This window comes from Stenomitos frigidus ULC18, from assembly GCF_003003795.1.
Classification (GTDB): Bacteria; Cyanobacteriota; Cyanobacteriia; order Leptolyngbyales; family Leptolyngbyaceae; genus Stenomitos; species Stenomitos frigidus_A.
On record NZ_PVWK01000052.1, the window covers coordinates 1 to 23,447 of the forward strand.

At 52.6% G+C, this 23,447-nt stretch carries 15 protein-coding genes; 8 read left to right on the plus strand and 7 right to left on the minus strand.

Annotated features, from left to right (window positions below; translation table 11 throughout):
- Nucleotides 1-86: 86 nt before the first annotated feature.
- Nucleotides 87-848, minus strand: coding sequence for an SDR family NAD(P)-dependent oxidoreductase (locus C7B82_RS08875; RefSeq protein ID WP_106255940.1), 762 nt, complete (start codon nucleotides 846-848; stop codon nucleotides 87-89).
- A gap of 249 nt (nucleotides 849-1,097) precedes the next feature.
- Here C7B82_RS08875 and C7B82_RS08880 point away from each other — a divergent pair, with 249 nt between their 5' ends.
- Together C7B82_RS08880 and C7B82_RS08885 are read left to right on the plus strand one after the other, a co-directional pair.
- Nucleotides 1,098-1,865 (plus strand): creatininase, encoded by a 768-nt coding sequence (locus C7B82_RS08880; protein WP_106255990.1) that lies wholly within the window; start codon nucleotides 1,098-1,100, stop codon nucleotides 1,863-1,865.
- A gap of 133 nt (nucleotides 1,866-1,998) precedes the next feature.
- A complete protein-coding gene (locus C7B82_RS08885) occupies nucleotides 1,999-3,066 on the plus strand; it encodes an ABC transporter substrate-binding protein (protein ID WP_106255991.1) in 1,068 nt (355 codons plus the stop codon).
- Nucleotides 3,067-3,390: 324 nt separating this feature from the next.
- Here C7B82_RS08885 and C7B82_RS08890 read toward each other — a convergent pair whose 3' ends face one another.
- The gene (locus C7B82_RS08890; protein ID WP_245939803.1) at nucleotides 3,391-4,995 is read right to left on the minus strand and encodes a mechanosensitive ion channel; all 1,605 of its coding nucleotides are present in this window, start codon (nucleotides 4,993-4,995) and stop codon (nucleotides 3,391-3,393) included.
- Nucleotides 4,996-5,386: 391 nt separating this feature from the next.
- On the opposite strand from C7B82_RS08890, the gene C7B82_RS08895 reads away from it, so the two are divergent.
- A complete protein-coding gene (locus C7B82_RS08895) occupies nucleotides 5,387-5,860 on the plus strand; it encodes an SRPBCC family protein (RefSeq protein ID WP_339375073.1) in 474 nt (157 codons plus the stop codon).
- Nucleotides 5,861-5,997: 137 nt separating this feature from the next.
- On the opposite strand, the gene C7B82_RS08900 is transcribed toward C7B82_RS08895, so the two are convergent.
- Nucleotides 5,998-6,882 carry a sensor histidine kinase gene (locus tag C7B82_RS08900; protein ID WP_106255943.1) on the minus strand — a complete coding sequence of 295 codons (885 nt, stop codon included), beginning with the start codon at nucleotides 6,880-6,882 and terminating at the stop codon, nucleotides 5,998-6,000.
- Nucleotides 6,879-7,508, minus strand: a complete 630-nt coding sequence (locus tag C7B82_RS08905) for an L-threonylcarbamoyladenylate synthase (protein WP_106255944.1) — start codon at nucleotides 7,506-7,508, stop codon at nucleotides 6,879-6,881. Before C7B82_RS08905 ends, C7B82_RS08900 begins: the two co-directional genes overlap by 4 nt.
- Nucleotides 7,509-8,105: 597 nt before the next feature.
- On the opposite strand from C7B82_RS08905, the gene C7B82_RS08910 reads away from it, so the two are divergent.
- Nucleotides 8,106-12,050, plus strand: coding sequence for a PAS domain S-box protein (locus tag C7B82_RS08910; RefSeq protein WP_106255945.1), 3,945 nt, complete (start codon nucleotides 8,106-8,108; stop codon nucleotides 12,048-12,050).
- A 48-nt stretch (nucleotides 12,051-12,098) separates the two neighbouring features.
- Here the strand turns inward: C7B82_RS08910 and C7B82_RS08915 are convergent, their stop codons facing one another.
- Nucleotides 12,099-12,839 (minus strand): LmeA family phospholipid-binding protein, encoded by a 741-nt coding sequence (locus C7B82_RS08915; RefSeq protein WP_106255946.1) that lies wholly within the window; start codon nucleotides 12,837-12,839, stop codon nucleotides 12,099-12,101.
- A 303-nt stretch (nucleotides 12,840-13,142) separates the two neighbouring features.
- On the opposite strand from C7B82_RS08915, the gene C7B82_RS08920 reads away from it, so the two are divergent.
- Nucleotides 13,143-13,925, plus strand: a complete 783-nt coding sequence (locus C7B82_RS08920) for a hypothetical protein (protein ID WP_181357414.1) — start codon at nucleotides 13,143-13,145, stop codon at nucleotides 13,923-13,925.
- 242 nt (nucleotides 13,926-14,167) lie between these two features.
- Here C7B82_RS08920 and C7B82_RS08925 read toward each other — a convergent pair whose 3' ends face one another.
- Together C7B82_RS08925 and C7B82_RS08930 are read right to left on the minus strand one after the other, a co-directional pair.
- Nucleotides 14,168-14,356 carry a CPXCG motif-containing cysteine-rich protein gene (locus tag C7B82_RS08925; RefSeq protein WP_106255947.1) on the minus strand — a complete coding sequence of 63 codons (189 nt, stop codon included), beginning with the start codon at nucleotides 14,354-14,356 and terminating at the stop codon, nucleotides 14,168-14,170.
- A 139-nt stretch (nucleotides 14,357-14,495) separates the two neighbouring features.
- Complete coding sequence (locus C7B82_RS08930) at nucleotides 14,496-16,127, minus strand: B12-binding domain-containing radical SAM protein (protein ID WP_106255948.1); 1,632 nt, start codon at nucleotides 16,125-16,127, stop codon at nucleotides 14,496-14,498.
- A 704-nt stretch (nucleotides 16,128-16,831) separates the two neighbouring features.
- Here C7B82_RS08930 and C7B82_RS08940 point away from each other — a divergent pair.
- The 3 genes from C7B82_RS08940 (at nucleotide 16,832) to C7B82_RS08950 (ending at nucleotide 23,432) form a co-directional block, all read left to right on the plus strand.
- A complete protein-coding gene (locus C7B82_RS08940; RefSeq protein ID WP_106255950.1) occupies nucleotides 16,832-18,373 on the plus strand; it encodes a carbohydrate porin in 1,542 nt (513 codons plus the stop codon).
- Nucleotides 18,370-20,820, plus strand: a complete 2,451-nt coding sequence (locus C7B82_RS08945) for a tetratricopeptide repeat protein (protein ID WP_219904166.1) — start codon at nucleotides 18,370-18,372, stop codon at nucleotides 20,818-20,820. Before C7B82_RS08940 ends, C7B82_RS08945 begins: the two co-directional genes overlap by 4 nt.
- Before the next feature lie 182 nt (nucleotides 20,821-21,002).
- Complete coding sequence (locus C7B82_RS08950) at nucleotides 21,003-23,432, plus strand: cellulose biosynthesis cyclic di-GMP-binding regulatory protein BcsB (RefSeq protein WP_106255951.1); 2,430 nt, start codon at nucleotides 21,003-21,005, stop codon at nucleotides 23,430-23,432.
- Nucleotides 23,433-23,447 lie beyond the last annotated feature (15 nt).

Here is a 23,447-nt window from a genome sequence, read left to right on the forward strand (position 1 = left end):
AACGCAATCCAGAATTACCAAAATGGGATATCCTTATTCAACCTGCTAGCGGGTAAATTCATTCCTAGAAATCTCCTAAGCACCTGTTAAAGAATCGTTTTACCACCATCGACGACAAGCGCCGAGCCATGAAGCAAGGCGGGGGCATCACTGGCGAGAAACAGCGCTACCTGAGCGATTTCTACTGGGTTGCCGAGTCGCCCGATCGGCATTGTGGCAATACCCTCCGCTTTTGCCTGCGCGGGATCAGCTGCCTGGTCAAATTCACCTTGCAGCATGGGCGTCTCAATGGGGCCGGGACACAACGCATTGATACGAATATTCTCTCTGGCATATTCCAGCGCTAGCGCACGGGTGAGCGACAGAACGGCTCCTTTGCTAGCACAGTAGGCGGCATAAAGCGGTTGCGCCACGATCGCCAGTTCCGAGGCTGTGTTAATTACAACGCCGCTGCCCTGTCGCTGCATATGTGGAATCACCTGCTGGCACAAGTAGAAGACCGATTTAAAGTTGACTGACAGTACTTGCTCCAACGTCTCTGCATTCGTACTAGCAAAGGGTTCGATGATTGCGATGCCCGCATTATTGTAAAGAACATCGATGCGTCCATAAGTGTTATGGCAATGGTTAATGGCGGCAGCACATGCTGCTTCGACAGACAGATCGGCAGCAAAAAACTGAAACCGTCCGTCTGCATTCAAGGTCTTTGTGAGCGATTGCCCTGCCGCTTCATTGCGATCAACGCCAAAGACGTTTGCACCTTCTGCCATAAAAAGTTCCGTCGCCGATCGCCCAATGCCCGATGCTACACCCGTAATGAGTGCCACTTTGCCATCCAATCGTCCCATCGGTCACTCCCCAATATTGACTCGCTTCTTGATTTTGCCCGATACCTGATGCAATGGCGATCGGGCGGCTCTCTGTAGAGGCGAGTTTTGCGCTCAAATCCAACCACTAGCATTGACCGCAGTAATCGCGAAAATCGTTGAAACCGCGATCACATTCGGTGGGGTTCAGTGTCGCAAGCTACGCTTTGATTGCCCAAAACCACGCTAAGACAGGGGTGCTACAACATGTTAAAAAGCAACGGGATGGGTATGACTGTATTAATGAGTTCATTAAGTTGGGTTGCCTATCAAGAGCGCCTGCAGGATGACGGGTTGGTGTTATTGCTGCCCTGTGGCGCACTGGAACAGCATGGCCCGCATTTGCCCTTAGGAACGGACGCTTTGTTGAGTGCGGCGATCGCTCAAGCCGTTGCTACCAAAGTGCATGGCTTAGTTGCACCCACCCTTAGCTATGGCTACAAATCGCAGCCCAAGTCAGGAGGTGGGCAGCACTTTCCTGGCACTACTAGCCTGGATGGACAGAGTTTGAGCCAGATCACGCGCGATGTCATTCGCGAGTTTGCTCGTCACGGAGTCAAAAACCTTGTCGTCGTTGATGGGCACTACGAAAACCAATGGTTTCTGACTGAAGGCATTGACCTTGCCATGCGCGCACTTGGCACAACCAATCCGCTCCGCATTATGCGCTTAGAATACTGGGATTTTTGCACCGAAGAGACGTTAAAACATGTTTTCCCCGACGGCTTTCCAGGCTTTGCGCTGGAGCACGCTGCCGTCATTGAAACCTCGCTCATGCTGCACTTCTACCCTGAGCTAGTGGCATTGGATCAGCTTCCAGATCACAGTCCCGCTGACTTCCCACCCTATGATATGTATCCGACTCGCACAGAGTGGGTGCCACCGTCAGGAGTGTTGTCATCTGCCAAAGGTGGTAGCGCTGCAAAGGGTGCCATGATGGCAGAGCAAATCACTGCTAGTATTGCCGCAGCGATCAGTCATGAATTTAGCCGTAGCTAGTTTAATCGTGGCTGATTTAGTCGTGGTTAGAAAGCTTCAGAGCTTGTAACATGTCGTGGTGTATCAAGCATTGCACTTTGCGCCTGTCGCAAATGTCACAATTTGCCCTTGAATCTTATGGATGGCAGCACTGATGAACTTCTCTAAATCTCACCGTTGGACGCGCCGACAAGCGTTATGGATGATGACTGGCGCGATCGCAGGAGCCAGCGTCCATGCCTGTGCTAAGCCACCCGAAGCACCTTCTGCACAGTCATCCTCATCGTCAACTGCCAGTGGAGGCGCTGCTGGTGGGGTGGTCGCCGCATCAATCGGGATCACGACCTGGATTGGCAACACGCCACTCTACATTGCTCAGGAAAAAGGCTTCTTTAAAGACTTAGGCTTAGACCTGAAAATTAAGGTCTTCGACACCGTGGCACAGGCCTTTCCCGCGTTTACATCGGGTCAGCTTGATGGCTTGGCACCCGTGACCTCCGAAGCGGTTACGCTGGCATCCAAAGGCGTGGACTTCAAAATTGTGACAGTCGAAGATACGTCCGTTGGGGCAGATGTCATCCTGGCGCGTAACAGCATCAAAAGCATCAAAGACTTTAAAGGCAAAAAGGTTGCTGTCGAGTTAGGCGGCATTGGTCACTTCTTCTTGCTGCAAATTTTGGCAGAAGCGGGGCTGACCGGAAAAGATGTAACGTTAGTCAACACCCCACCGGATGCTGCTGCAGCGGCTTTCCAGGCAGGTAAAGTTGAAATTGCCTACTCTTACTCACCGTTCAGTGACAAGGCAATCGCGGCTCAAAAAGATGGACGAGTGATCTATAGCTCGAAGCAAATGCCGACGGCGATCGCGGATCTTTACCTCTTTAGCTCCAAATTTATCCAGGCAAACCCTAAAACGGTTGCTGCATTTGTGGAAGGTAACCTGAAAGGGGTTGAGTTCTTGGCAACGAATCGCAAAGAAGGACTGGAAATTGGTGCCGCCAAACTCAAAATCAAGCCAGAGGAACTGGATCAACAGCTTAAAGGCATTCGCATTCCTGATAAAGCAACAAACATTGCGATGTTGGGCGATGCTAGCAGCGACCAGTATCTACTGAAGCCCATGACCAAACTGGCAGCATTTCTGAAAGACCAGGGGCAAATCCAAACCGTGCCTGATCTATCGAAAGTGCTGGAACCGCAATATGTTACGGCACTGAAGTAAAAGTTACCCGCCCCTGATTGAACATCACGGGCGGGTAACATTATGAGCGAAAACTTTTCAACCAGCCTCTCTAGCCGAGATCGCAGTTGTGCAGAGTGAGGTCAGAAACCTTTCTGCTACCCATTGAAATTGAAAACGTGACATCTTTTGTCGGGACATAGCTGTGGGGACATAGCAATCGCAATCCCATGTCCCCACGATGGGAGTTTAAGCCAAAGGTTGCTTAGGATCGTGGATTAAATAACCTGAACGATCGCTCGGCTCTAGGGGCTTGGCATTGACAAGCCCCTACCCCAGAATTGCATCTTATTAAATTCTCGTTCCTTAGTAGGGTGGTCTGTTTTGTTTAAATGATGTCAACCATTCTCGTACCTGTTCGCCAGCAGCATCACGACCACCCAAACCAAAGGCGATCGCGATCGCCACTGCCACAGCTCCAAGGAGGAGCCCAAAAGCGAGTTTAACGATATCGGGTCCCACACCAATTTGATCCAATGCAATGGCCGACACTAGTGCGATGATCGCGATTCGTGCTGTTTGAGCGAGAATTTTTGACTGTGACGTATTGGAACTGCTGATCAGACTATAGGCAAGGTTTGCCAGGTAAAGACCGATCGCAAACACCACCAAACCTGCCAGCACGCGGCCAAAGATCGTCAGCAGTCCTAGTACGACTGCCTTGAGACCGGGGAAGTTCAGCACATCGATCGCGGCAACGGCAGCAAAAAGCACAATGCCCACCAGTGCGACCACGCCGACAATTTCGGAGGGTGTGCGTGTGGGTGGCACTGTTGACAAGCCAGATTCCTGCAGTGTGGTGGGTTGTCCCGCTGTGGGCGGTGGCGTTATGGATGTAAACGGCGTTGCTTGAATCCCCAACCAGTAAAAAATGTTGTTGAAGCCGATGCTCGTCAAAATGTTTGTTACTAGATCGGCGACAAACTTCCCAAGCACATAGGCGGCAATCAAAATCAGTGCCGCTGTAAAGATGAGCGGCAACGCACTAAGGATTTGATTGAGCGTTGCTGTTGCGGGACCAGAAATCGAAGGAATCTGGAGGGCATCCAGTGCAGCTGTTGCGGTCGGAATTAAGATCAAGACATAGACGATCGTACCCACTAGCCAGGACAGCGACTGTCCGCCAGTGCTACGGCTTAAGCCAAAGCGTGCGCCCAGACGATCGGCTCCGGCAGCCGTCAACAAATTCGTCACAATGCCGCGCACGATACGAGCAATGGCCCAACCGACCACGCCGATCAGCACTGCTTTCAGGATTTTGGGCAAAGCCGCCAGAATGTCATTCAGCAAATTTTGCACCGGCTGGAGCGGGCCCTGTAAATCCAGCACACCCAAGACCAGCGGCAAGAAGAACAGAAAGATCAGCCAATAGAGCGCGCTGCCCAACGTTTCACTCAACGAAAACGGAGTTTCACTAGGAGCGACTGGCGTGACCTCTCCGCTCTGTGCAGTCTGCGAAAAACGTTCGTCTAACGCAAAGCCCTGGGCAATCCGAATGACAACTGTTTTTGCCAGCGTTGCCAAGAGCCACGCGATCGCCACCAGGATTCCAGCCGCGCCCAGCTTCGGTAAGTACGCAAAAATCTGAATCAGAAAATTATTCAATGGTTGAGACACTGTCGTGAGCTTCAGCGCATCCAGAAACGCCACGACTGCGACAACCGCAATAATCCAAAAAACAATACTGGCGATCAGCTTCTCGATTTGAAACGGCTCACTACCCGGTGGCTGCCGCAGCACTGACCTAGCAATACGGTTGTCGATATCCGTCCGATTGAGGAGCCCAGCAACAACCTTGCTGACGATTAACGCAACGATCAAGCCGATCACAAGAATGAGAATGGCACCAACGAGATTCAGCACCGTTGGACCCAAGGCCCCTAACCCAAGCGCCGCCAGAAATTGAGTCACAGGTGAAACGACTGGGCTTGAATCGATTGGTCCAGGCGGTGGGGCTTGTGCCAACAGGCCGCTTATTAAAGCAGATGCCTGCAGCCTGAATGGATATTCAAAGTGCTGTAAAAATCCGTCCATCATTGCCTTGATTAACCTCAAATTCGGCAGAAAACGTACAAAACGACCTGTGGGTCAATTTCACTGATTAGAGATATACCGCATAATCGTTAAGGTCTTGATTTCGATTTACGAACGCTGTCTTAACGTTATTGAGAAGCCAAAACGAATGACCTTAAGTTTTGGTACTGCTAACTTTTCCAGACATGTGTAACACCATCGCAAAATGGTTTAGCTTAACCTACGTGGTATTAGCGATCGAGACATCTATCTTTATAAAGAATAAAGCTTGACTGAGAAAATTATGTCCGAGCTACAGGTTTTTGAGCAATCCATTCAAATTAATGCCAGTGCCACAACCGTGGAACAGTGCCTCACCGATCTCGACTTGATGCATCGTTGGTTGAATCCGGCGTTGCGCTGTGAGCCGATCGACGAGTGGTCGACAGCGTTGGGTGGTCGTAGCCGATTTGTGATTCAGGTACCCATCTTGCAGCCAACGCTCAACAGTGTAGTGATCCAACGCGAGCCCGGTTTGATTGTGTGGGAGTTTAACGGCTTTTTCAAAGGGCGCGATCGTTGGGAATGTAACCCTGAGCTGCAAGGTACGCGCTTGCTGAATCGCTTTGAGTGCAGTATTCCCAATCCTCTGATTCGCTTTGGGTTCAACACCTTTGCCATCAACTGGACTCGTGACGACATGCAAGCACAACTCCGTCGCCTCAAGCGAGTTGCCGAAGCGGTCTATCAAGGCTTGCCATAGTATGCTTGTCTTTAGGAGATTGCTAGCAAACAAAAGACCCGTAGGGGCAGGTTTGACACCAACGCGATCGACTGGAGTCAAAGACGCTGGCAAAGCCTGCTCTCTATCAAGCGGCACCTTGTTTCTCGAAAATCACCTTAATCCAGTTCTGGCACTAACAGAGGAATAGAGCACTGGAACCGTAGTCGTTTTCCTGCTGCGTCATCGGCAGTTGTTGCAGTGGTTGAGGGCACATGCGCCATCGTCAAGGTTCCTTGCATCAAGGCTATGAGCATCTGACAGGTGAGTAGGTTTAGCCCTGGAGAAGGAACATCTGAGGTCGCAGTAGGCGCATGGAGTAAGTCAATCGGCTCACTCAGTGGGAACGAGCGATCGCTGTCAACCCAAATCTGGGCGTATCCCGTTTCGACCGACACCTGGACAGAGACCTCAATGCTGCCTTCCTGCATTTGGGCGATCGGCTCATCAACAAGATGAAGTAATACCTGTTTCAAGCGCTGTGGATCAGCGATTACGTAGAGGTCATCGTCGGGGAGCGTCACCCGGAACTGAAGACTACGGTCTGCTGCCTGAAGGTACGTCAAGTCATGCACTGACTGTAGCAGCGACGCTAGCTGTAGCGGCTGTAGCTCCATCTTCAGTGTGCCGTGTTGCAGCCTTGCCACATCCAGCACACTGTCTAGAACCTTGATCATCTTCAGCGCCGATTGGTTCGCTTGGGCAATGAAATCGCGCTCTTCTTCAGGGTTATCACACAAATCAGACAGAATGAGCTGCTGCATCCCAATCATGCCGTTGAGCGGCGATCGCAACTCATGCGAGGTGCGCGCCAGGAAGCCTCCCTTAAACTGACTCATTTCAGTCGCTAGCTGGTAAGCCAATTGCAATGATTGCAGCGAGTGAGGCTGGTTTTGCTCTGCTGAGCGATCGCTTGGTGCTGGCTCTGTGAGCGGCGATCGCCAGCGCCAACTCAATCCCAGTCCAACGCCTAGTCCCAACCATACTAAATCAGTCCAATTCATGACTCTTTCAACTCCTCGTCCTTCAAGCACACAGCCCCCTGGCGCAAAATTTCCCAACCGTTTCCAGTCCACCGGATGACAGTCGAGGGCACACCGGATGGGCTAGCCGTGCTGGCGCTGGCTGCTAACGTGCTGGCTGCTGATGGCAAGAGCGTGAACACCTGCGGAAACGCAACAGCAATTTCAGCCATTGTTTGCAAGGCTGGTTGACCAGAACGATTGGCACTGGTGGTGGCCAGGGGGCCCGTTTGAGTAAGAATGGCGATCGCGATCGGGTGATTGGGCACTCGCACCCCAATGGTTGTCGGCTGTTTCGGGTTCATAGTGGGTGGTACGCGATCGCTGGCGGGTAGCACCAGCGTCAAGGCTCCAGGTAGGTAACGATCGGCAACCTGCTGCCAGAGCTGACGTTCTGCGGGGCTGCCAGCGACGTAGGCCCAAAGTTCCGCGATCGTCGCTGCCATCAAAATGAGCGGTTTATCCAATTGGCGCTGCTTGGCAGCAAAAATCAGGTCGGCACGATCGGGGCGAACGCTCAGTGCTGGCACAGTGTCTGTAGGGAAGCTGATCAGAAACTCACCAGAGTGAGCTTTGGCAACCAAATCATGAAGTGAAATTTGAGGCATTGCTGTTGAAAAGAGCAGTTTCTTTTTGCATTGTTTTTGAATAAAGATTAAACTAATTCTTAGTCAAATTTGTCTGATGACTGCTCAGGGGCATCCAACACGTCCACATCAAAGCTCTCATCCTTGATGATTGGCGGGCTCTCTAAGCAGCTGGTGGTTCGCTCTGACTTTAAAGCTGGAAGCTAACCGCAACGCTGGAAGCTAACCGCACAAACAGAGTAACATTTAGAGGAAATAGGGTTGCTGTAGCTGTCATTGATTGAATGATAAGCTATCATTCTTCAATCGATCTCGCTGCTTGAGCACTGGTCGATCGCTCGTTTTAGAAAGCGTGTTCGTTTTAGGACGTAGTGGCATCTATCCCCGATGCGTTGTGTTTCTCTCTCGCTCCGAAGTTAACCGCAATAAGGGTTATGACTTACGGTGCAGTGAGGTCACTCAATGACTACCTTGACTGATGTTAGCAAAGCAATAGTGGCTCTTTTTTGATCTTCAAATGGCGCTATTTGCTTAATGTAGTAGAAACCACCTTAAGTGGTCTCTACCAGAAAGCTAGAGGTTATTGCTACGGTAAAGAGAGGTCATTTAGCAACGTGCATGAAAGCAGAGCAGTTTGAGAGTCTGCGTGAATATTGTCGAGATGACGCCGCCTTTGAAGCGTTAAAAAAAATCTTTGCTATCGAAGGCCAGCAGCAAGACCTTGAAACACTGCTGCCATCGACGCAAGGTCAAAGCTATGACCCTTCGCAGCCTGTGCTTTTCGAGGCATTGTTGCTCGATCAGGTTTGTCAGGCTGTGATTGCAACCGATCGACAGGGGCAGATCACCTACTGGAATCGTTATGCAGAGGTGCTGTTTCAGTGGCAAACCGCTGAAGTGGTAGGCAAAAATATCGATGTGCTGTTAGTGGATGCAGATGGTCAAAAAAACGACCGCAAATTTTTTACGCACACAACGAAAGGTACTCCTTGGCGAGGGGAACTGCCCTTGCAACGCAAAGATGGTAGCCAGGTTTGGGCAGAGGTGACCAATGCCTTGCTGCACGATGCTGACGGTCAGGCGATCGGGTTTGTTGGCGTTGCAGTGGATCTTACCGAGCACAAGCAAGAGCAGGCAATGCTAGAGCTGCAGGTAGAATTAGCGCAGGCAAACGCCGCTTTAAAAGCAGAAATTGCTGAACGACGCCAGACTGAGGCCGCCTTGCAGCAGGCGGAAGCACGGTATCGCAGTATCTTTGAAAACGCGATCGAGGGGATCTTTCAATCCACGTCTGATGGTCGTTATTTGAGTGCCAATGCAGCGCTAGCAAGGCTCTATGGCTACGATTCACCAGAAGAGTTGATGGCAGGTTTGACGGATATTCAACATCAAGTCTACGTGGATAGCGATCGCCGCGCTGAGTTCATCCGCCGGGTGCAAACGCAGGGTACCGTTGCAAAGTTTGAGTCTCAGGTCTACCGCAAAGACGGCAGCAAAATTTGGATCTCAGAGAATGCTCGCGCTGTGTACGGCACAGACGGCACGTTGCTGTATTACGAAGGGACAGGCGAAGACATTACCGATCGCAAACAGGCAGAGCTCGCCTTGCAGCAGAGTGAAGCCCGCTATCGAGCCGTGGTTGACGATCAAACGGAGATGATCGATCGCTTTTTGCCAGACGGCACCCTTACCTTTGTCAACGATGCCTACTGTCGCTGTCATGGCAAAACCCACGCTGAACTGATTGGGCAAAACTTTATTTTGCTGGTACCCGATTACGCTCGGGACGCAATTCGGCAAAAGCTTGCTGCACTCAGCCACGAGTGTCCAGCGCTGACCTCAGACCAACCGTTTATCACGGCTGACGGTGAATTGCGGTGGCATCAGTGGACTGATCGCATCCTGTTTGACGAGCAGGGTAATGTCATCGAATATCAGGCAACCGGACGCGATATTACCGAGCAAAAGCAAGCCGAGCAGGCCCTGAGGGAAAGCCAGGCAAAGACCAGCGCGCTCTTAAATGTGATTCCCGACTTCTGGATGCGTCATGATCGGGCGGGTACCAATTTGGACTGCAAAGCCGATACCACTAGTGAACTGTTGCTGCCGCTTGATCAAATCATTGGCAGAAACTTTCAGGACTATTTACCGCCGGAATTAGCACAGAAACGTCTGGAGTGCATTGCGCGAACCTTGGCAACCGGTCAGGTGCAAACGTACGAATATCAAATTGTGATCAACGGCGAGCAGCGCGATCAAGAATCGCGGATGGTGGTTTGCGGTAAGGATGAGGTGCTGGCAATCGAGCGTAATATCACCGATCGCAAGCGAGCTGAAGCGCAACTCCGACAGCAGGCAGAGCGCGATCGGGTGCTGGGCGCGATCGCGCTGCGCATTCGCCAATCGCTCAACCTGGAAGAGATTCTCGATCGTACCGTGGCCGAAGTGCGCCAGTTTTTACAGACCGATCGTGTGCTGATCTACCGCTTTAATGCTTCGCCTACGGGCATTCTGGTAGCAGATTCGGTTGCCCCTGAGTGGGATATCCATACAGAAAACAGCACTCATGTAGTCTGGTATCGCGATCAAGAAGCAACCTATGAGCAGGGTGAAACCTTCGTCGTCAACGATACTGCTCAACTGGGACTCCCTGCTGATTACCTGGAAATTATGCAGCGGCTCAATGTCAAAGCCAAGCTAGTAGTGCCGATCGTGCAAGGCGATCAGCTCTGGGGTGTTTTAGCTGTGCATCAGTGCTCTAGCGCGAGGCAGTGGCAGACTTCTGAAATTGCTCTGCTAGAACCACTGGCAACGCAGGTGGCGATCGCCATTCAACAGGCACAACTGTTCAGCCAGGTACAACAGCAGGCACAGCGCGAACAACTGCTCAACCAGATTAGCCAGACGCTCAACTCCAGCCTGGATGCTGATTACATTCTGCAAGAAATCGCCAACCTCGTTGGAGGCGCGTTCAACGTCGATCGTGTCCTGATTTTGACCATTACGAACGAGATACAGGTGCGAAACGAATGGCGGGCAACCGACCAAGTCATCTCTCAGCTTAGCCTGCGAGTGCCGCTGTCAGACTGGCCCGATTTGCTAGATTCGGAATCAGATTTCTACAAACGTCGCTTTTTCCATTCGCCAGACTACCGCCAGGAATCGCTCACTGAAACCCGTCAAAAACAGATTGAGCAGGCAGGCACTCTCTCTGTCCTGGCATGTCCCGTCTTAATCCACGGTCAACTGTTTGGTTCGATCGCCCTGCAAACCACCACCCACTGCCGCACGTTTACAGAAGAAGAGATCCAATTGCTCCAGCGGATTGCCGATCAAACCGCGATCGCGATCTCAAACGCCCAAGATTACGAACGCCTGGAGCACCTCGTTAAAGAACGGACTCAGGAACTGGAGTATGCAAAGCTCCTCTCAGAAGCTGCCAATCGTGCCAAAAGCGAGTTTCTTGCCACAATGAGCCACGAGCTACGCACTCCCCTCAATGCCATCCTGGGCTTGTCTCAACTGTTAGAGCAGCAAATTTTTGGGACTCTCAATGCGAAGCAGGCAGAATACGTGAGCCATATCCATAGCAGTGGTGATCACCTGCTGTTGCTGATTAACGATATTTTGGATCTGGCAAAAGTTGAATCTGGACAAGACGCCCTTGAGGTGGTGCCAATCAAGGCTTTCGACCTTTGCAACTATTGTCTCACTCTGGTTCGGGAGCAAGCCTACGATCGTGGCTTACAGCTGATCAGCCAATTTGATCATACGGTCGGTACCTGCATCGCAGACGAACGTCGACTGAAGCAAATCTTGATTAACTTACTGTCTAATGCCATTAAATTTACGCCCACGGGTACGGTCACGCTTATCGTCGAAAAGCAGTCTCAGGGGATTGCCTTCACGGTGGCTGATACGGGCATCGGCATTGCCACAGAACAACTGCCCCTACTTTTTATGCCGTTTTCGCAGTTGGATAGTCAACTAAACCGCCAGTATGCCGGGACAGGGCTGGGTTTGGCGCTGTCCCGCAACCTCGCTCGGCTGCACGGTGGTGATATCACAGTGACCTCGGTGGTTGGATCGGGCAGTCGCTTTACGCTGTACCTGCCTGATGCGCAGGTGGTAGAGATGCCCTTTTTGCCGCCTACGGTGGCGGTGCCAGCGGCTAAAGAACTCTACGCCCAAGGCTGGACATCGCAACGCATCCTGATTGTGGAAGATGATCCCTGTAGCGTGATCGTACTACAGGATTACTTACAAGCGTTTGGGCACGAAGTGGAACATCTGAGTGATGGCGATCGCTTTTTAGAAACCGTTCACCGCTTGCAGCCTCACCTAATTTTGCTCGATGTGCAGCTGGCGAGCCATCGCGGTGGTTTGGAGCTACTTGCCGAACTCCGCGCCCAAAAGGCGGTACGGCACATTCCCGTTATTATGGTGACAGCAATGGCAATGAGTGGCGATCGTGAAAAATTCATTGCCGCTGGAGCCAATGATTATCTCAGCAAACCGATCGCGATCGCGCAGCTTGAGACGCTTCTATCCCGATATTTGTAGCTCTCCAAGGTAGTGCTATTCAAGGTAGTGCTATTCAAGGTAAACGATCTACAACGAAGGGATTTGAGGCACATGAGCCGCCGTTTCAAGCAGCAGTTTGCCCGTCTGGATTTCCAACCGCTTTACTTGAATGATCATGCCGTCAATCTCGATCGACGGTTGCTCTAACAGTGTTCTGAACTTTTGTAGAAGGGCGATGGTAACCTCGATCGCAAGACCTTCGCCTGGGTCACAAGCAAACGATTCAAGCCGTACAGGGTGTTCATCAGTACGGGGAAGAATCACGACTGCAAACTCAACCTGTCGGCTGTTCCCCTGTCTGTGCAAAAGGGCAGCCCCATTGAGCGCAATCTTACCGTCGGACGGTAGCTTCACTGCCAATGGATGCACCAGCTCTACGGTGGCGACTTCTCCTTCAATGTCTAGCTCTAACGCAGGCAATCTACTGGTGACGACCTCTGCCTGCATTGCCCGGTTCAAATCGGCTTCTGTCAACGCTACCTGCGCTGCTGCATTTAGTGGTTCGTCTAACTCTAAGTGTCCCAGCAGGGCGTTGAGTAGGTTAAACGACAGGCGATCGGTCTGTACGGTCATCTCCTGCACCCGCACATCCTGAATCACGACTCCCTGACCGCTAACCGCGACAGAATCTGCCTTACCCTGAGCGGCTTTCAAGATATCCGTGCGCACATCAACATTAAGGTCTTCTGCTGCCTCTAGCTGGCTAGACAATGCTGCTTGAGCGGCCTGCGAAATGATCCCTTGCTCCACGTGTGATTCTTTCGACATAGCTCTAAGCTCCTGCGTTCCAATACTGACACCGTAATGATTGCTGGCGCACCCTGCCTCTACAGTGCGACAGACCTGAAGCACGATCGACCTGAAGTGTGCTGGACGTGTTCTACAACGGCTCAAGCTTTCCAGTGTATTGGCGAATCCCTTAGGTTAAAGCACAGAATGAGACCTCTTTCGATCGAGCCATCTAGCGCACTGCCACTGACGCACAGGTTGGCTCTTTAGTATGAGGAAATGCTGCTTTTAGCTTTATAGGCTGAGGCCTGTACTTCATTGGTTTGTCACCCAATCAACACCATGACTAATAAGCAAGATTCTAAGAGCAAGCATGCTGCCCAAGAAGACGAACAAAAGCACAAGCAAGGCGATGGTGCTTCGAAAGCGGTTGCCGCTGATCACGGTAATGGTGCTGATACTCAAGCGCTAGATTCCCTACTGGAGAATTTAGACACCGATTTGACGGCACTTGACACCGATACGGCTCTTGGTGCGATCGACGAGTGGTACGGTACGCTGCACAAGTCCAAAGAGCCAGCAGTGAAGGAACTTGCCGAGGGTTTGAAGGAACTGAAGCAACTTCTGAAAGGTGGTAAAGCAACGGGTCATGCCATTGGCGAAGTGCTGTCTCACATTGGCGACCAAACCAGCGATCTTGCGTCTGAGGCTGACAAAGGTTTCAAAACTTCCCTCCAGAAGTTGGGTAAGCAGTTGTCTAAAGCAGGGCAAGCGCTTGGTAAAGCGGAAGACAAAGAAGCGTCTGAACAAATCGAGTCCTTGAGCGAAACGCTAGAAGGTGACTTGTCCAAGCTCGATATGGATACGGCTGTGGGCGCGATCGATCACTGGTACGGCCTACTGCATAAGTCTGACAACGAGGGCTTGAAAGAGATCTCCAACGGCTTAAAGGAACTCAAGCAAACGCTCAAGCGCAAAAACGCCAAGGCCTCTGACATTGCCGATGCGCTGACCAAAATCGGTGAACAAACCACTGAAGCGGCTTCAGACGCGCATCGGGGGCTCAAAGGTCCCATTCAGAAGTTTGGTAAATTACTCAGTAAGACAGGTAAGTCGCTGGCATAGTACTTGCCTCGGCGTTGCTGATGGGGTTGCTTTGTGAATCCCTGTCTCTGCTGTAGAGGCGTTTCATGAAACGTCTCTACGAGATTCATCCTTCAAATCAGCAACGCCTTTGCTGCGTTCGCCCTCAGCAGAAAACCTGATTCGCTAGCGACGCAGAGCCTTAAGTGTCTGAGCGAGGCAGGCAAATGATTGGTGCGTTGTTTGATGGCGATCGCCTTACTGTTATGGGAAGCATCGCCCTTTCAACCTTCGTATTCGCTGTCTATTTCAATCTCTAGCGTCTCTTCATCAATCCGTACATAGAGAATGTTGGGTCGGCAGCAAACCTGGCAATCCTCCACATACGATTGCTGGTTGCCACCGCTGAAATCGACAAACGTGGTGTTTTCCTCACCACAGTAAGCGCAGTAATATTCTGCTGTATTCTGCATTCCTCTCCCTTATCCTTATAGCGTTCAGCGGTCAGCGGTCAGCCATCAGCTTTTAGCGGTCAGCTTTCAGCCATTAACTCAAAACTCTCTAGCGTAGCGGCGCAAAGCGCTACTCAAAACTTTCGTTCCCCCACCCTTCCTACATCGCCTCGATCGGCTGCTTAAAATGCTCCCTTGCACTTGACAGATGTTTGAGCAGTGTGGCTTGCGGTAAAGGTCCCTTTAAATGGCTCCAGGGCAGCACTTGTTCTGGTTGCCAGTCAGTGTAGACATAGAAATCCAGGTTAGGAAGCTTGCCTCGAAGCTCTTTAAACGCGCGACGGTAGCTGCCCAGTGAATCGCCATAATGCCGTGTTAGCTCCAGGAACTGTGAAAGACGTCGATCGCCCCTGGAAAGCAGCGTTTGAATCACCGACCAGTTGTAGCTTTCGGGACGAAACTCAATCCCTTGAGGGCGCAATTGTTTTTGTAGCCATTGCAGCCGCTTTTCAGACTGAGTATTGACGCCAAACCATTGAAAGGGCGTGTGGGCTTTTGGTACAAAGGTGCTGCAACCGAAGGTCAACCGCAATCCGGGCACGGTTTTCTTAATGTCGCGCAGCATTGCCACCGTTTGATCGAGATCCTCTGGTTCCTCACCCGGAACGCCCACCATGCCATACAGCTTGAGGTTGCTGAGTCCACCGGCTTTGGCGTTCATCGCTGCCTGGATAATTTCATCGTTGGTCAGCTTTTTGTTAATGATCTGTCGCAGACGATCGCTCCCACTTTCCACCGCGATCGTAATCGAGCGCGTATCATGCTTCGTCAGCGTTGCCGCGAGTTTGGGTGTCACCGTATTCGTGCGTACCGAGGCAATGCTTAAACGCACGTGGTCATAATCTGGACGATTGAGATAATCTAGCAGCGTCTCAAATTCAGGGTGTTGGGTTACGGAGGCGCCCAGTAAGCCGAGACGATCAGTCACAGTCAGCCCTTGCGCGATCGCGGGCACTAACGACTCCTCCACACTCGCTGTCCGAAACGGTAGCGTCAGATAGCTGGCAAGGCAGAAGCGGCACATCTCCGGGCAACTCCGCACCACTTCAATCATGTAGATGTTTTCCCACGCCGCTTTCTCAGTGACGACCGTGGATGCCGAGAGCGTATTGCCTCGATAGGTTTGCTTTTCAATCTGTGCTGGAATGGTTGCATCGACCGGCACGATCGACTCCAATGCACCGTCAGGACTGTGATACGTCGCTACATACAGGCTTGGTACGTAAATTCCTGGCACCTGGGCTAATTGGCGAAGTTGGGTGGCGCGATCGGCATGGCGTACTGCTTGATAGGCAGTAATAAACTCACCCAGCAGCAACTCACCATCGCCCAGCAAAATAATGTCAAAGAACGCCGCAAACGGTTCAGGATTCGCTGTTAATACTGGGCCACCCCCAAACACCAGCGGCTGAGCGTTCGATCGTTCGGTTGCCCGAATCGGAATCGACAACGACTCCAGTAGGTTCAGAACATTCACATAATCCAATTCCCACGACAGCGAAAAGCCTAGCAGTTCTGGCTCTGACGGCAACGGCTCTTGGGCATCCGTAAACAGGCGGCTGACCTGCACATCAGGACGCGCTGCCAAAGTTGCCCACACCACCTGGTAGCCGAGGCTGGTAATCCCAACGCTGTAGGTGTTGGGGAAAGCAAAAATTGTCGGTACCGCATCAGCAGTTGCGTTTGCCGGAGTGAAAAGTAGACGTTCGGCAGTAAAAGGGGAACCAGTCATGCATCAAATCGATAGGGAACACAAATCAATGAAACCGAAGGGGCGAGAGGCCGTGAAGCGTAAGAAAGTTTTGAGTTTTGAGTTTTGAGTAGCGCTTTGCGCCGCTACGCTAGAGAGTTTTGAGTGACAACTATTCGCTGACTGCTGACCGCTGACCGCTGACCGCTGACCGCTGACCGCTGACCGCTAACAACTAACCAGCTCTACCTACCTTTGTTGTAGCTTTTCTTACGCCTTTTCAGTTGGACGGATCACACCTGACTCTGTCATTGCCGCTGCGTAGACTCGCGCAAAAGCTCATCAGCTCTTCATAGAAATTTCCCTGATCGCTTTATAGTTCTGCCGAATAGATGATGCAGAAACAGAAAGAATTGGTCTCTTTTGAGTCGCTCAGGGTCTCTCAGATTGGTCTCATTGTGAAGGCATTGTAAACCTTTACAGACTGCTGACTGGATCGTCACTATCGATAGGCTCTCGCTCCTCTGGAGTGCTTGTCTGTCTGGTTGGCACTTGCCTGCTGCGATTGCAAATTGAAACCATTGCTGCACATAGCCCCTGCCATCAACTGCCATGAATGGTGCGATTTCCGTGAATGATGCGATGCGCGATCGCTAAATAACGGTGCAGCAACGTAATGGGATGGCGTCTATTCAACCAAGCTTATGACTTTGAAGACACCCCTAACCTTGTACCCAGCCAGACGCATGTTATTGAAACTGATCTGGCTCAACCCACTGCTGTGCTTTGGTTTTACCGTTGCTCTAATGTTGACCGCTGGCGTAGCCGAAGTGCTGATCAATTGCCCGTCGGCTCTGGCAGACTCTAAACCCGACGATCTCCCGGAGTCAATCACTGACGCTGCAACTGCGGCTCCTGTTCCCTCTGCACAGACTCAAGTGGTTGAGGACAGTCGCTCCAGTACTTTCAAAAAAAGTGGTGTCCTGCAAGAGTATCCTACGCGATCGCGGCAGGCGGCTAAAGCGATGACTCAGGCGTTGGTGGATGCGACCTCTAAGCAGTCTGTTGCTCTTTTGCCTGAGTTCAACCCGGCCAATCTTCAGCTGGCGTCCACTGCGGTTGATTCACTGGTGCAGCCATCAAGCAGTCAGGCTTGCGCTGAAAGTGCCGCCGATCAATGTCAATGGTTGAATCAACAGCGCCGACCAAATCAGCAGTTAACCTTCGAGCGATCGTCGTTGCTCCTGGCAGACTCCGGTGTGCCAGCACCCTCCGATAAGGTGCGGCGGCAGGGGAGCGAGGTTTTGGGCGTGCCGTCGATCCAGCTACAGGGCGTGTTTAAGCAAGAAGGGAGCGATACTTCAGCACGGGCACGCTTGACCACTTTTTATCCCGTGACGCCCAATGCTGCGTTTGGTGCTGAGGTGGATTTGACCACAGGCAGAGGCTTTGCTGATTCGCAAGAGACGGGGTTGAATCTCAATGAGCTGTATTTTGCTGGATCGCTGCCATCGTTGCCGACGCTACGGTTTGTTGTGGGGTTGATGGATCTGACCTCCTACTTCGATCGCAATAGCTTTGCCAAAGACGGAGCCACGCACTTCTTTAACTCCGTGTTTCAGACCAATCCAGCCTTAGCAGCGGCGGGCATTGCGTCTCGTCCAGGTTTACTCGTGAACTGGAGCGTCACAGACGACATCGACCTCAAGGCGACGACCTTTTCCTCATCGCGCAGCCTGGGCGATTTCCATCTGGACGGGTTCGCAGGCGAAGTTGGCGTTCGCTTTGGCACCGCAATTATTCGTGGGACGTACGTTTCATCCCGCGATGCCGGACAGCGAAGCGGCTTTCGAGAAATTTTTGACATTCCACGATCGGGTCGTTCCGGTCCCCGGTCGGGCGATCGCGAAGAAGCCTATGGTATCAACGGCGAATTCTTCATTCCTAGCCTCAAGCTTGGGCTCTTTGGACGCTATGGGCACTATACCAACCTGAATTTAGACTCCAGCGGCACCACCTATAGTGCTGGACTGAACTTCCTGGATATCTTTTTGCCGAACGATCGACTAGGGATAGGCTACGGACGGCAACTATCGAACGATGATCTGCGACGTGCACGGGGCGACCAAAACCCCGACGTACTGGAGTTGTTCTACGACTTTCGCATCACGCCCAATTTACGTGCAGCAGTGATGCTTCAGGAGCGCAATGCCTTCTCAGAAACGGTCTTAGGCGTACGTGTCCGGACAGATTTTGATCTTTCGCCACTCTTTAGGAGGTCGAGATGAGTGAATTGAATGAATGGCAGAAGGCGGAAGGCGGAAGGCAGATGGTCATAAGGAGTCAGGCGTTGGGAGTCGGGAGTTGGGAAAACTCAAAACTCTTTAACCTAGCGGCGCAAAGCGCTACTCAAAACTCAAAGCTCTCTTACTCCTCTCTCTTCTCTCCTCTCTCCTCACCGTTTTCTCTCCGCCTCGTGCTACTGGGTCTAACGAGTGGTTTGCTGCTTACGCTGACTGGAATGCCATCACAAGCACAGTCGGTATCAGTCAGTCAGGGTTATACGCTGCTTAACCGCGGTTGGGTGAAGGATGCGATCGCCTCGTTTCAGTCGGCGTTGCGGCAGAACCCACAGTCGCTAGAGGCAAAGCTGGGATTGGCGATCGCCTATCAGCGGGCAGGCCAAGATGCTAACGCATGGCAGGCGTATCGGCAGGTGCTGGCGCAAGACTCGAAAAATCTGACGGCACTCTCTGCGATCGGTGTGTTGGGTGGTTATCGAGCGGAGTGGCAGGCGCAAGGTATTGAGGCGCTGACCACGTTACTCACGCTAGCTCCCGACCGGACGAGCGATCGTGAGCAGAGAGCAGTGTTGTACGGCTACCAGGGGCGGTTTGCGGAAGCGCTGGCAGATTATCAACGACTGCTTCAGAAGCCCACACCCAAAGTGCTTTTGGGCGCGGCACAGGCGTATACCTACAGTGGCAGTTATCAAGACGGTATTGTGCTGTTTGAACGCTATCGTGCTACGGGGAAAGCCTTACCCAATGACGCTGTGATTGCCTATGCGACAGCCTTACGGGAGACTGGCAAGTCTGAGCAGGCGATCGCTTTGCTGGAGCCGTTACTGAAGCAACTCAAGGCCCCTGATCGAACCGCGATCGAAGTGCGAGCGGCACTGGCAGAGGCCTATCAGGCGAACCAACAGTCCGAGCAAGCCCGCCTGATTTTGCAACCGTTACGCAATCAACCGGAGGCTGCTTTACCCCTGGCACGAGCGCTGAGTCAGATTGGTCGGCAGTCAAGCGATACCGCACTGTATGCAGAAGCCGTAGAGCAGTATCGTCAGGTCTTGCGCCAAACAGCCAACCCATCGCCAGGGTTGGTGACGGAAGCCGCGGATGTCTTCAGCGAATATCCGCCAGCACGATCGGACGCAGCGTCACTGTATGAGCAGTTGCTACGGCAGCAGTCGAAGCCAAGCTTGATCGTGAAACGGGTGGCAGTCGCCTATCAGCTAGGGCAAATCACGTCTGGCGAACTGCGACAGCAGCTACAAGCGGCCTTGCAGCCACTGCCTGGGGATGCAACAGAACGTCAGGCGATCGCCCTTGCTCTCGTTCGTCTCGATCCACCCGATTCGGTGCTGCTGCCTCAGTATCAGGAACTCCTGCAAAGCAATGTTGATGCACCCTTCCTCTACTTTAGGGTCGCGCAGATCTGGGTGCAGCAAGGCAAGTTTGAGCAAGCACGGCAAGCGCTGCAAACGTACAGTGCAACCGCTATGGGCTCGCGCGATCGTGCCCCCCAACTGTTGCTCGCTGAGATTGAGCGGCGAGAAAGCAAGCTAGATGCCAGTGCCCAACGCTACGAAGCTTTGATTGCCACTAATCCACCGGCGCCCGTACTATCCAACGCCTTGCTGGGCTTGGCAGACGTGCGACAGGCACAGGGACGATCGGAGGACGCCTTACGCGTGTACGACGACGTTCTGGCGAAAAATCCTGGCAATCTACGCACCCAACTCGGTCGAGCCAGCGTCGCTTATCGTGCAGAACGCATCACACAAGCGGAAGCAGAAGCCGTACTCACTACATGGCTGCAGTCGCCTGCTGCCGCTGAAACCCCGCCAGAACTTTTTAGCCTGGTCGGAGCGCTGCCAGCCGATCCGAGGCGAGAAGCCCTTTACACCTCTTTATTGGCGGTGAATTCAGAGAACCTGTCCATTCAGCGTCGTGCCCTGCAAGTTTTGGTAGCCCGCGATCCAGCCGCCGCCCGATCGCAGGTGGAACAACTCGTCACCCGCAATCCAGGCGATTTGAATGCCTACTTTGTGCAGGGCGATCTGGCACAAACGCTGGGTGATTTAGCGCTGGCTAGCAATGCCTACAGCGCCATTTTGCAGCAGCAGCCTAATAACGTGGACGCGATCGCTGCTCTGGCGGGTGTGCGCTTTCAGCAACAGCGCTATGTCGAGGCCAAAATGCTGTATACCCGCGTGCTTGCCCTGCGACCCGATGACCTTGACACACGACGTATTTTGGGCGAACTGAGCCTTGCCCAAGACCATCCCGGCATCGCCCTGCAGCAGTTCAAAGACCTACGGCAGGCACAAATGGCCAAAGAAACGCCCACACTGCCACAGAGCAATCGTGCCACCGATCGCAAAATCGAGAAAATCCAGGTCGATCTCCTTCGACGACGAGGCTTTCAGCCCTCCTGGGAGCGGTACTAAGAAGAGAGGGGTGAGGCGCGAGCAGGAAGACGGTTCGAATCCTTCATCCTTTAGCCTTCATCCTTTAGCCTTCATCCTTTAGCCTTCATCCTTCATCCTTCATCCTTCATTCTTCATTCTCCCCTTTGCTCCCTCGATCCCCTTCCCCTCCCTGCCCTCTTCCGCTCTACCCCTACTCTCCTATGAATCCCTTTCGGCTCTTTACCTGGTTCGCAGCGCTTCTACGATCGCCATTGCCTGCACCACGAAAAATCCATCTACGACTATTTTTACCGATCGGACTGTTTCTTCTGACGTTAATTTGTAGTCTCGGTTGGGGTTGGGAGCATGCAGTTGTCCATGCTCAAAGCCCAGCAGCCGATGCCCCTGTAACCTCGCCAGATGCGGGTATTGATAAAGGCCCTGCCCCACCGCAGTCCTCTGGCGAAGCAGCCGCCAAAGATCCTGATGTTTCGGATGCCGCCAAAAAAGGGGGCGTGGTTGAGCCCTTGGCAGCGGGGCAGTACGTCCTGGAGTTCAATCGCAGTCCGGTTGTTGGGAATCGTCTGCGTTTGCGGAGCATTTATGACGAGACACGGCTACGGTTTACGCGTCCCCGTGCCTGGAAGCCCAAGTCTGCCAAACTGCAGATTCGGTTTCGCCACTCGCCAGCGCTTTATGCTACTCGATCGAACCTCACTGCTTATGTCAATGGTGCCAGCGTCGGCAGCTTGCCGCTTAATAAGAAGCAGGGAGAAATCGGGAGCGCCATTTTTGATATCCCCCCCGACCTCATTCAGGATTACAACGAAGTGGTGCTGGCAGCACTGCAAAACAACTCACCCACTTGTACGCAAGATCCCTTTGATCCATCGTTATGGACGGAAATTTTGCCCGATTCCAAGCTGGTGTTTAACTTTCAGCCGCAGCCGATCGCCCTTAACTTCAGCCACTACCCCTTTCCCATCTTTGACAATCTCAGTCTGGAGCCCAACCAGCTAGCGTTTCTGTTGCCCAATGCCGTTGATGAGTCCTGGTTGACAGCGACGACCCGCTTTCAGACAAGCCTGGGGCGGTTTGCGCAATATCGTCCCATGAATACGCGCTTGCTGACGGCGATCGATGAGACAAAGCCGAATGAACGGTTGGTCATTATAGGCACACCGAAAACACAGCCTGCTCTGGCGAAATTAACCCTACCGCTGTCATTGAAAGAGGGGCAACTGCGGGATGAACAGCAAAAGGTTTTACCAAATGATGTTGGTGTGGTGATGCTGACGACGACAGCCGATAAACGCAATCCGGTACTGGTCGCCACTGGCAACAGTCCAGAAGGTGTGGCCAAGGCCGTGCAGTTTTTAATCCAGTCTCGCGATCGCCAATTGGGCACTGGGCAGGCGATCGTCGTTCGGCAAGTGAATGATGTGCCGCCACGGCCATCCCGCGAGTGGGCTGGCTACCTGCCTACCGCTAGCAACTTTCAGCTCAAGGATCTGACCACCTTTGACAATAAGCCCTACGAAGACATGACCGTGCGTGGTGCAGATGCTCCTGTCATGGAATTCGACTTCCGCGCTTTGCCCGATGACCAGTTTTCCACGGGCAATGTCTTGAATCTGAACTACAGCTATAGCCCTCAAGTGAACCCGCTCACGTCTTTGGTAGAAGTGCAGCTAGATGGCTTAGCGCTAACGGGTAAAAAGCTGGATTCCGTGACAGGCGGTTCGCACGAAACCCTGAGAGTGGTGCTGCCAGAAGATCGGATCAAGCCCAACTCCAAAATCCGCGTCCGCTTTCAGCTCGACCCCCGTGAACGTCGCTCCTGTAATCGTGCCCTCGACCAGCAGCTTTGGGGTACCGTTCATGCCGATACTAGCTTTGAGCTGAATCGGACTAACGTCGCTCGTCTGCCCGATCTGAAGCTGTTGCAATTTGGCTTCCCGTTTACAGCTCCCCAAGATTTGTCGAAAATGGCGATCGTCCTGCCCGATGCTCCCACAACCAACGACCTGGCACTCCTTTTAGAGGTCAGTGCACGCTTGGGACGACTCAGCCAGTCCGAGTCGGTCAAGCTGGATGTATTCCAAGCCAGTAAATTACCGACGCAAGATCGTGGCAATCGCCATCTCATTGCGATCGGTACCCGCGATCGCTTTCCTCTACCCGAAGCTTTGCGCTCAGAAGGTTTCACCATTCAAGAGGCCTTTCGCCGTCAGCGTGGGCAAAGCCAACTGCAGACGCTACCCGATGCCGAAGGCCTTGTCAAAGAAATCGTGTCGCCCTGGAACCGCGATCGCGCCCTTCTCATCCTCAGCGGACAGACCAAAACCGGCTTAGACCATGTGCGCGATCTGCTCAACCGTGACTTTCTGTTCTTCCAACTGCGCGAAGACACTGTACTCATTGATGCGGGTGAACCCTCTCCCAACCCATATGACCCCAACGCCTACACGCTGGAGTTTTTGCAACAAGCCAAACAAAAGCAGCAAATCAGTGAAATGAGCTTGCTTAGCCGCATCCTGAAAACGCTACGCATCGGTTGGTTTATCATCGCTCCCGGCTTCATCATCGCTGCCCTGCTGCTCTACGCGATCGCGCAGTCGTATCTTGGACGGTTGCATAAGAAGGGGTGAGAAGGCAGAAGGCAA

Coding starts and splice junctions, on each gene's coding strand:
- C7B82_RS08875 (WP_106255940.1), bottom strand. CDS start 848: ATGGGACGATTGGATGGCAAAGTGGCACTCATTACGGGTGTAGCATCG.
- C7B82_RS08880 (WP_106255990.1), top strand. CDS start 1,098: ATGACTGTATTAATGAGTTCATTAAGTTGGGTTGCCTATCAAGAGCGC.
- C7B82_RS08885 (WP_106255991.1), top strand. CDS start 1,999: ATGAACTTCTCTAAATCTCACCGTTGGACGCGCCGACAAGCGTTATGG.
- C7B82_RS08900 (WP_106255943.1), bottom strand. CDS start 6,882: ATGAATTGGACTGATTTAGTATGGTTGGGACTAGGCGTTGGACTGGGA.
- C7B82_RS08905 (WP_106255944.1), bottom strand. CDS start 7,508: ATGCCTCAAATTTCACTTCATGATTTGGTTGCCAAAGCTCACTCTGGT.
- C7B82_RS08910 (WP_106255945.1), top strand. CDS start 8,106: ATGAAAGCAGAGCAGTTTGAGAGTCTGCGTGAATATTGTCGAGATGAC.
- C7B82_RS08915 (WP_106255946.1), bottom strand. CDS start 12,839: ATGTCGAAAGAATCACACGTGGAGCAAGGGATCATTTCGCAGGCCGCT.
- C7B82_RS08920 (WP_181357414.1), top strand. CDS start 13,143: ATGACTAATAAGCAAGATTCTAAGAGCAAGCATGCTGCCCAAGAAGAC.
- C7B82_RS08925 (WP_106255947.1), bottom strand. CDS start 14,356: ATGCAGAATACAGCAGAATATTACTGCGCTTACTGTGGTGAGGAAAAC.
- C7B82_RS08930 (WP_106255948.1), bottom strand. CDS start 16,127: ATGACTGGTTCCCCTTTTACTGCCGAACGTCTACTTTTCACTCCGGCA.
- C7B82_RS08940 (WP_106255950.1), top strand. CDS start 16,832: ATGTTATTGAAACTGATCTGGCTCAACCCACTGCTGTGCTTTGGTTTT.
- C7B82_RS08945 (WP_219904166.1), top strand. CDS start 18,370: ATGAGTGAATTGAATGAATGGCAGAAGGCGGAAGGCGGAAGGCAGATG.
- C7B82_RS08950 (WP_106255951.1), top strand. CDS start 21,003: ATGAATCCCTTTCGGCTCTTTACCTGGTTCGCAGCGCTTCTACGATCG.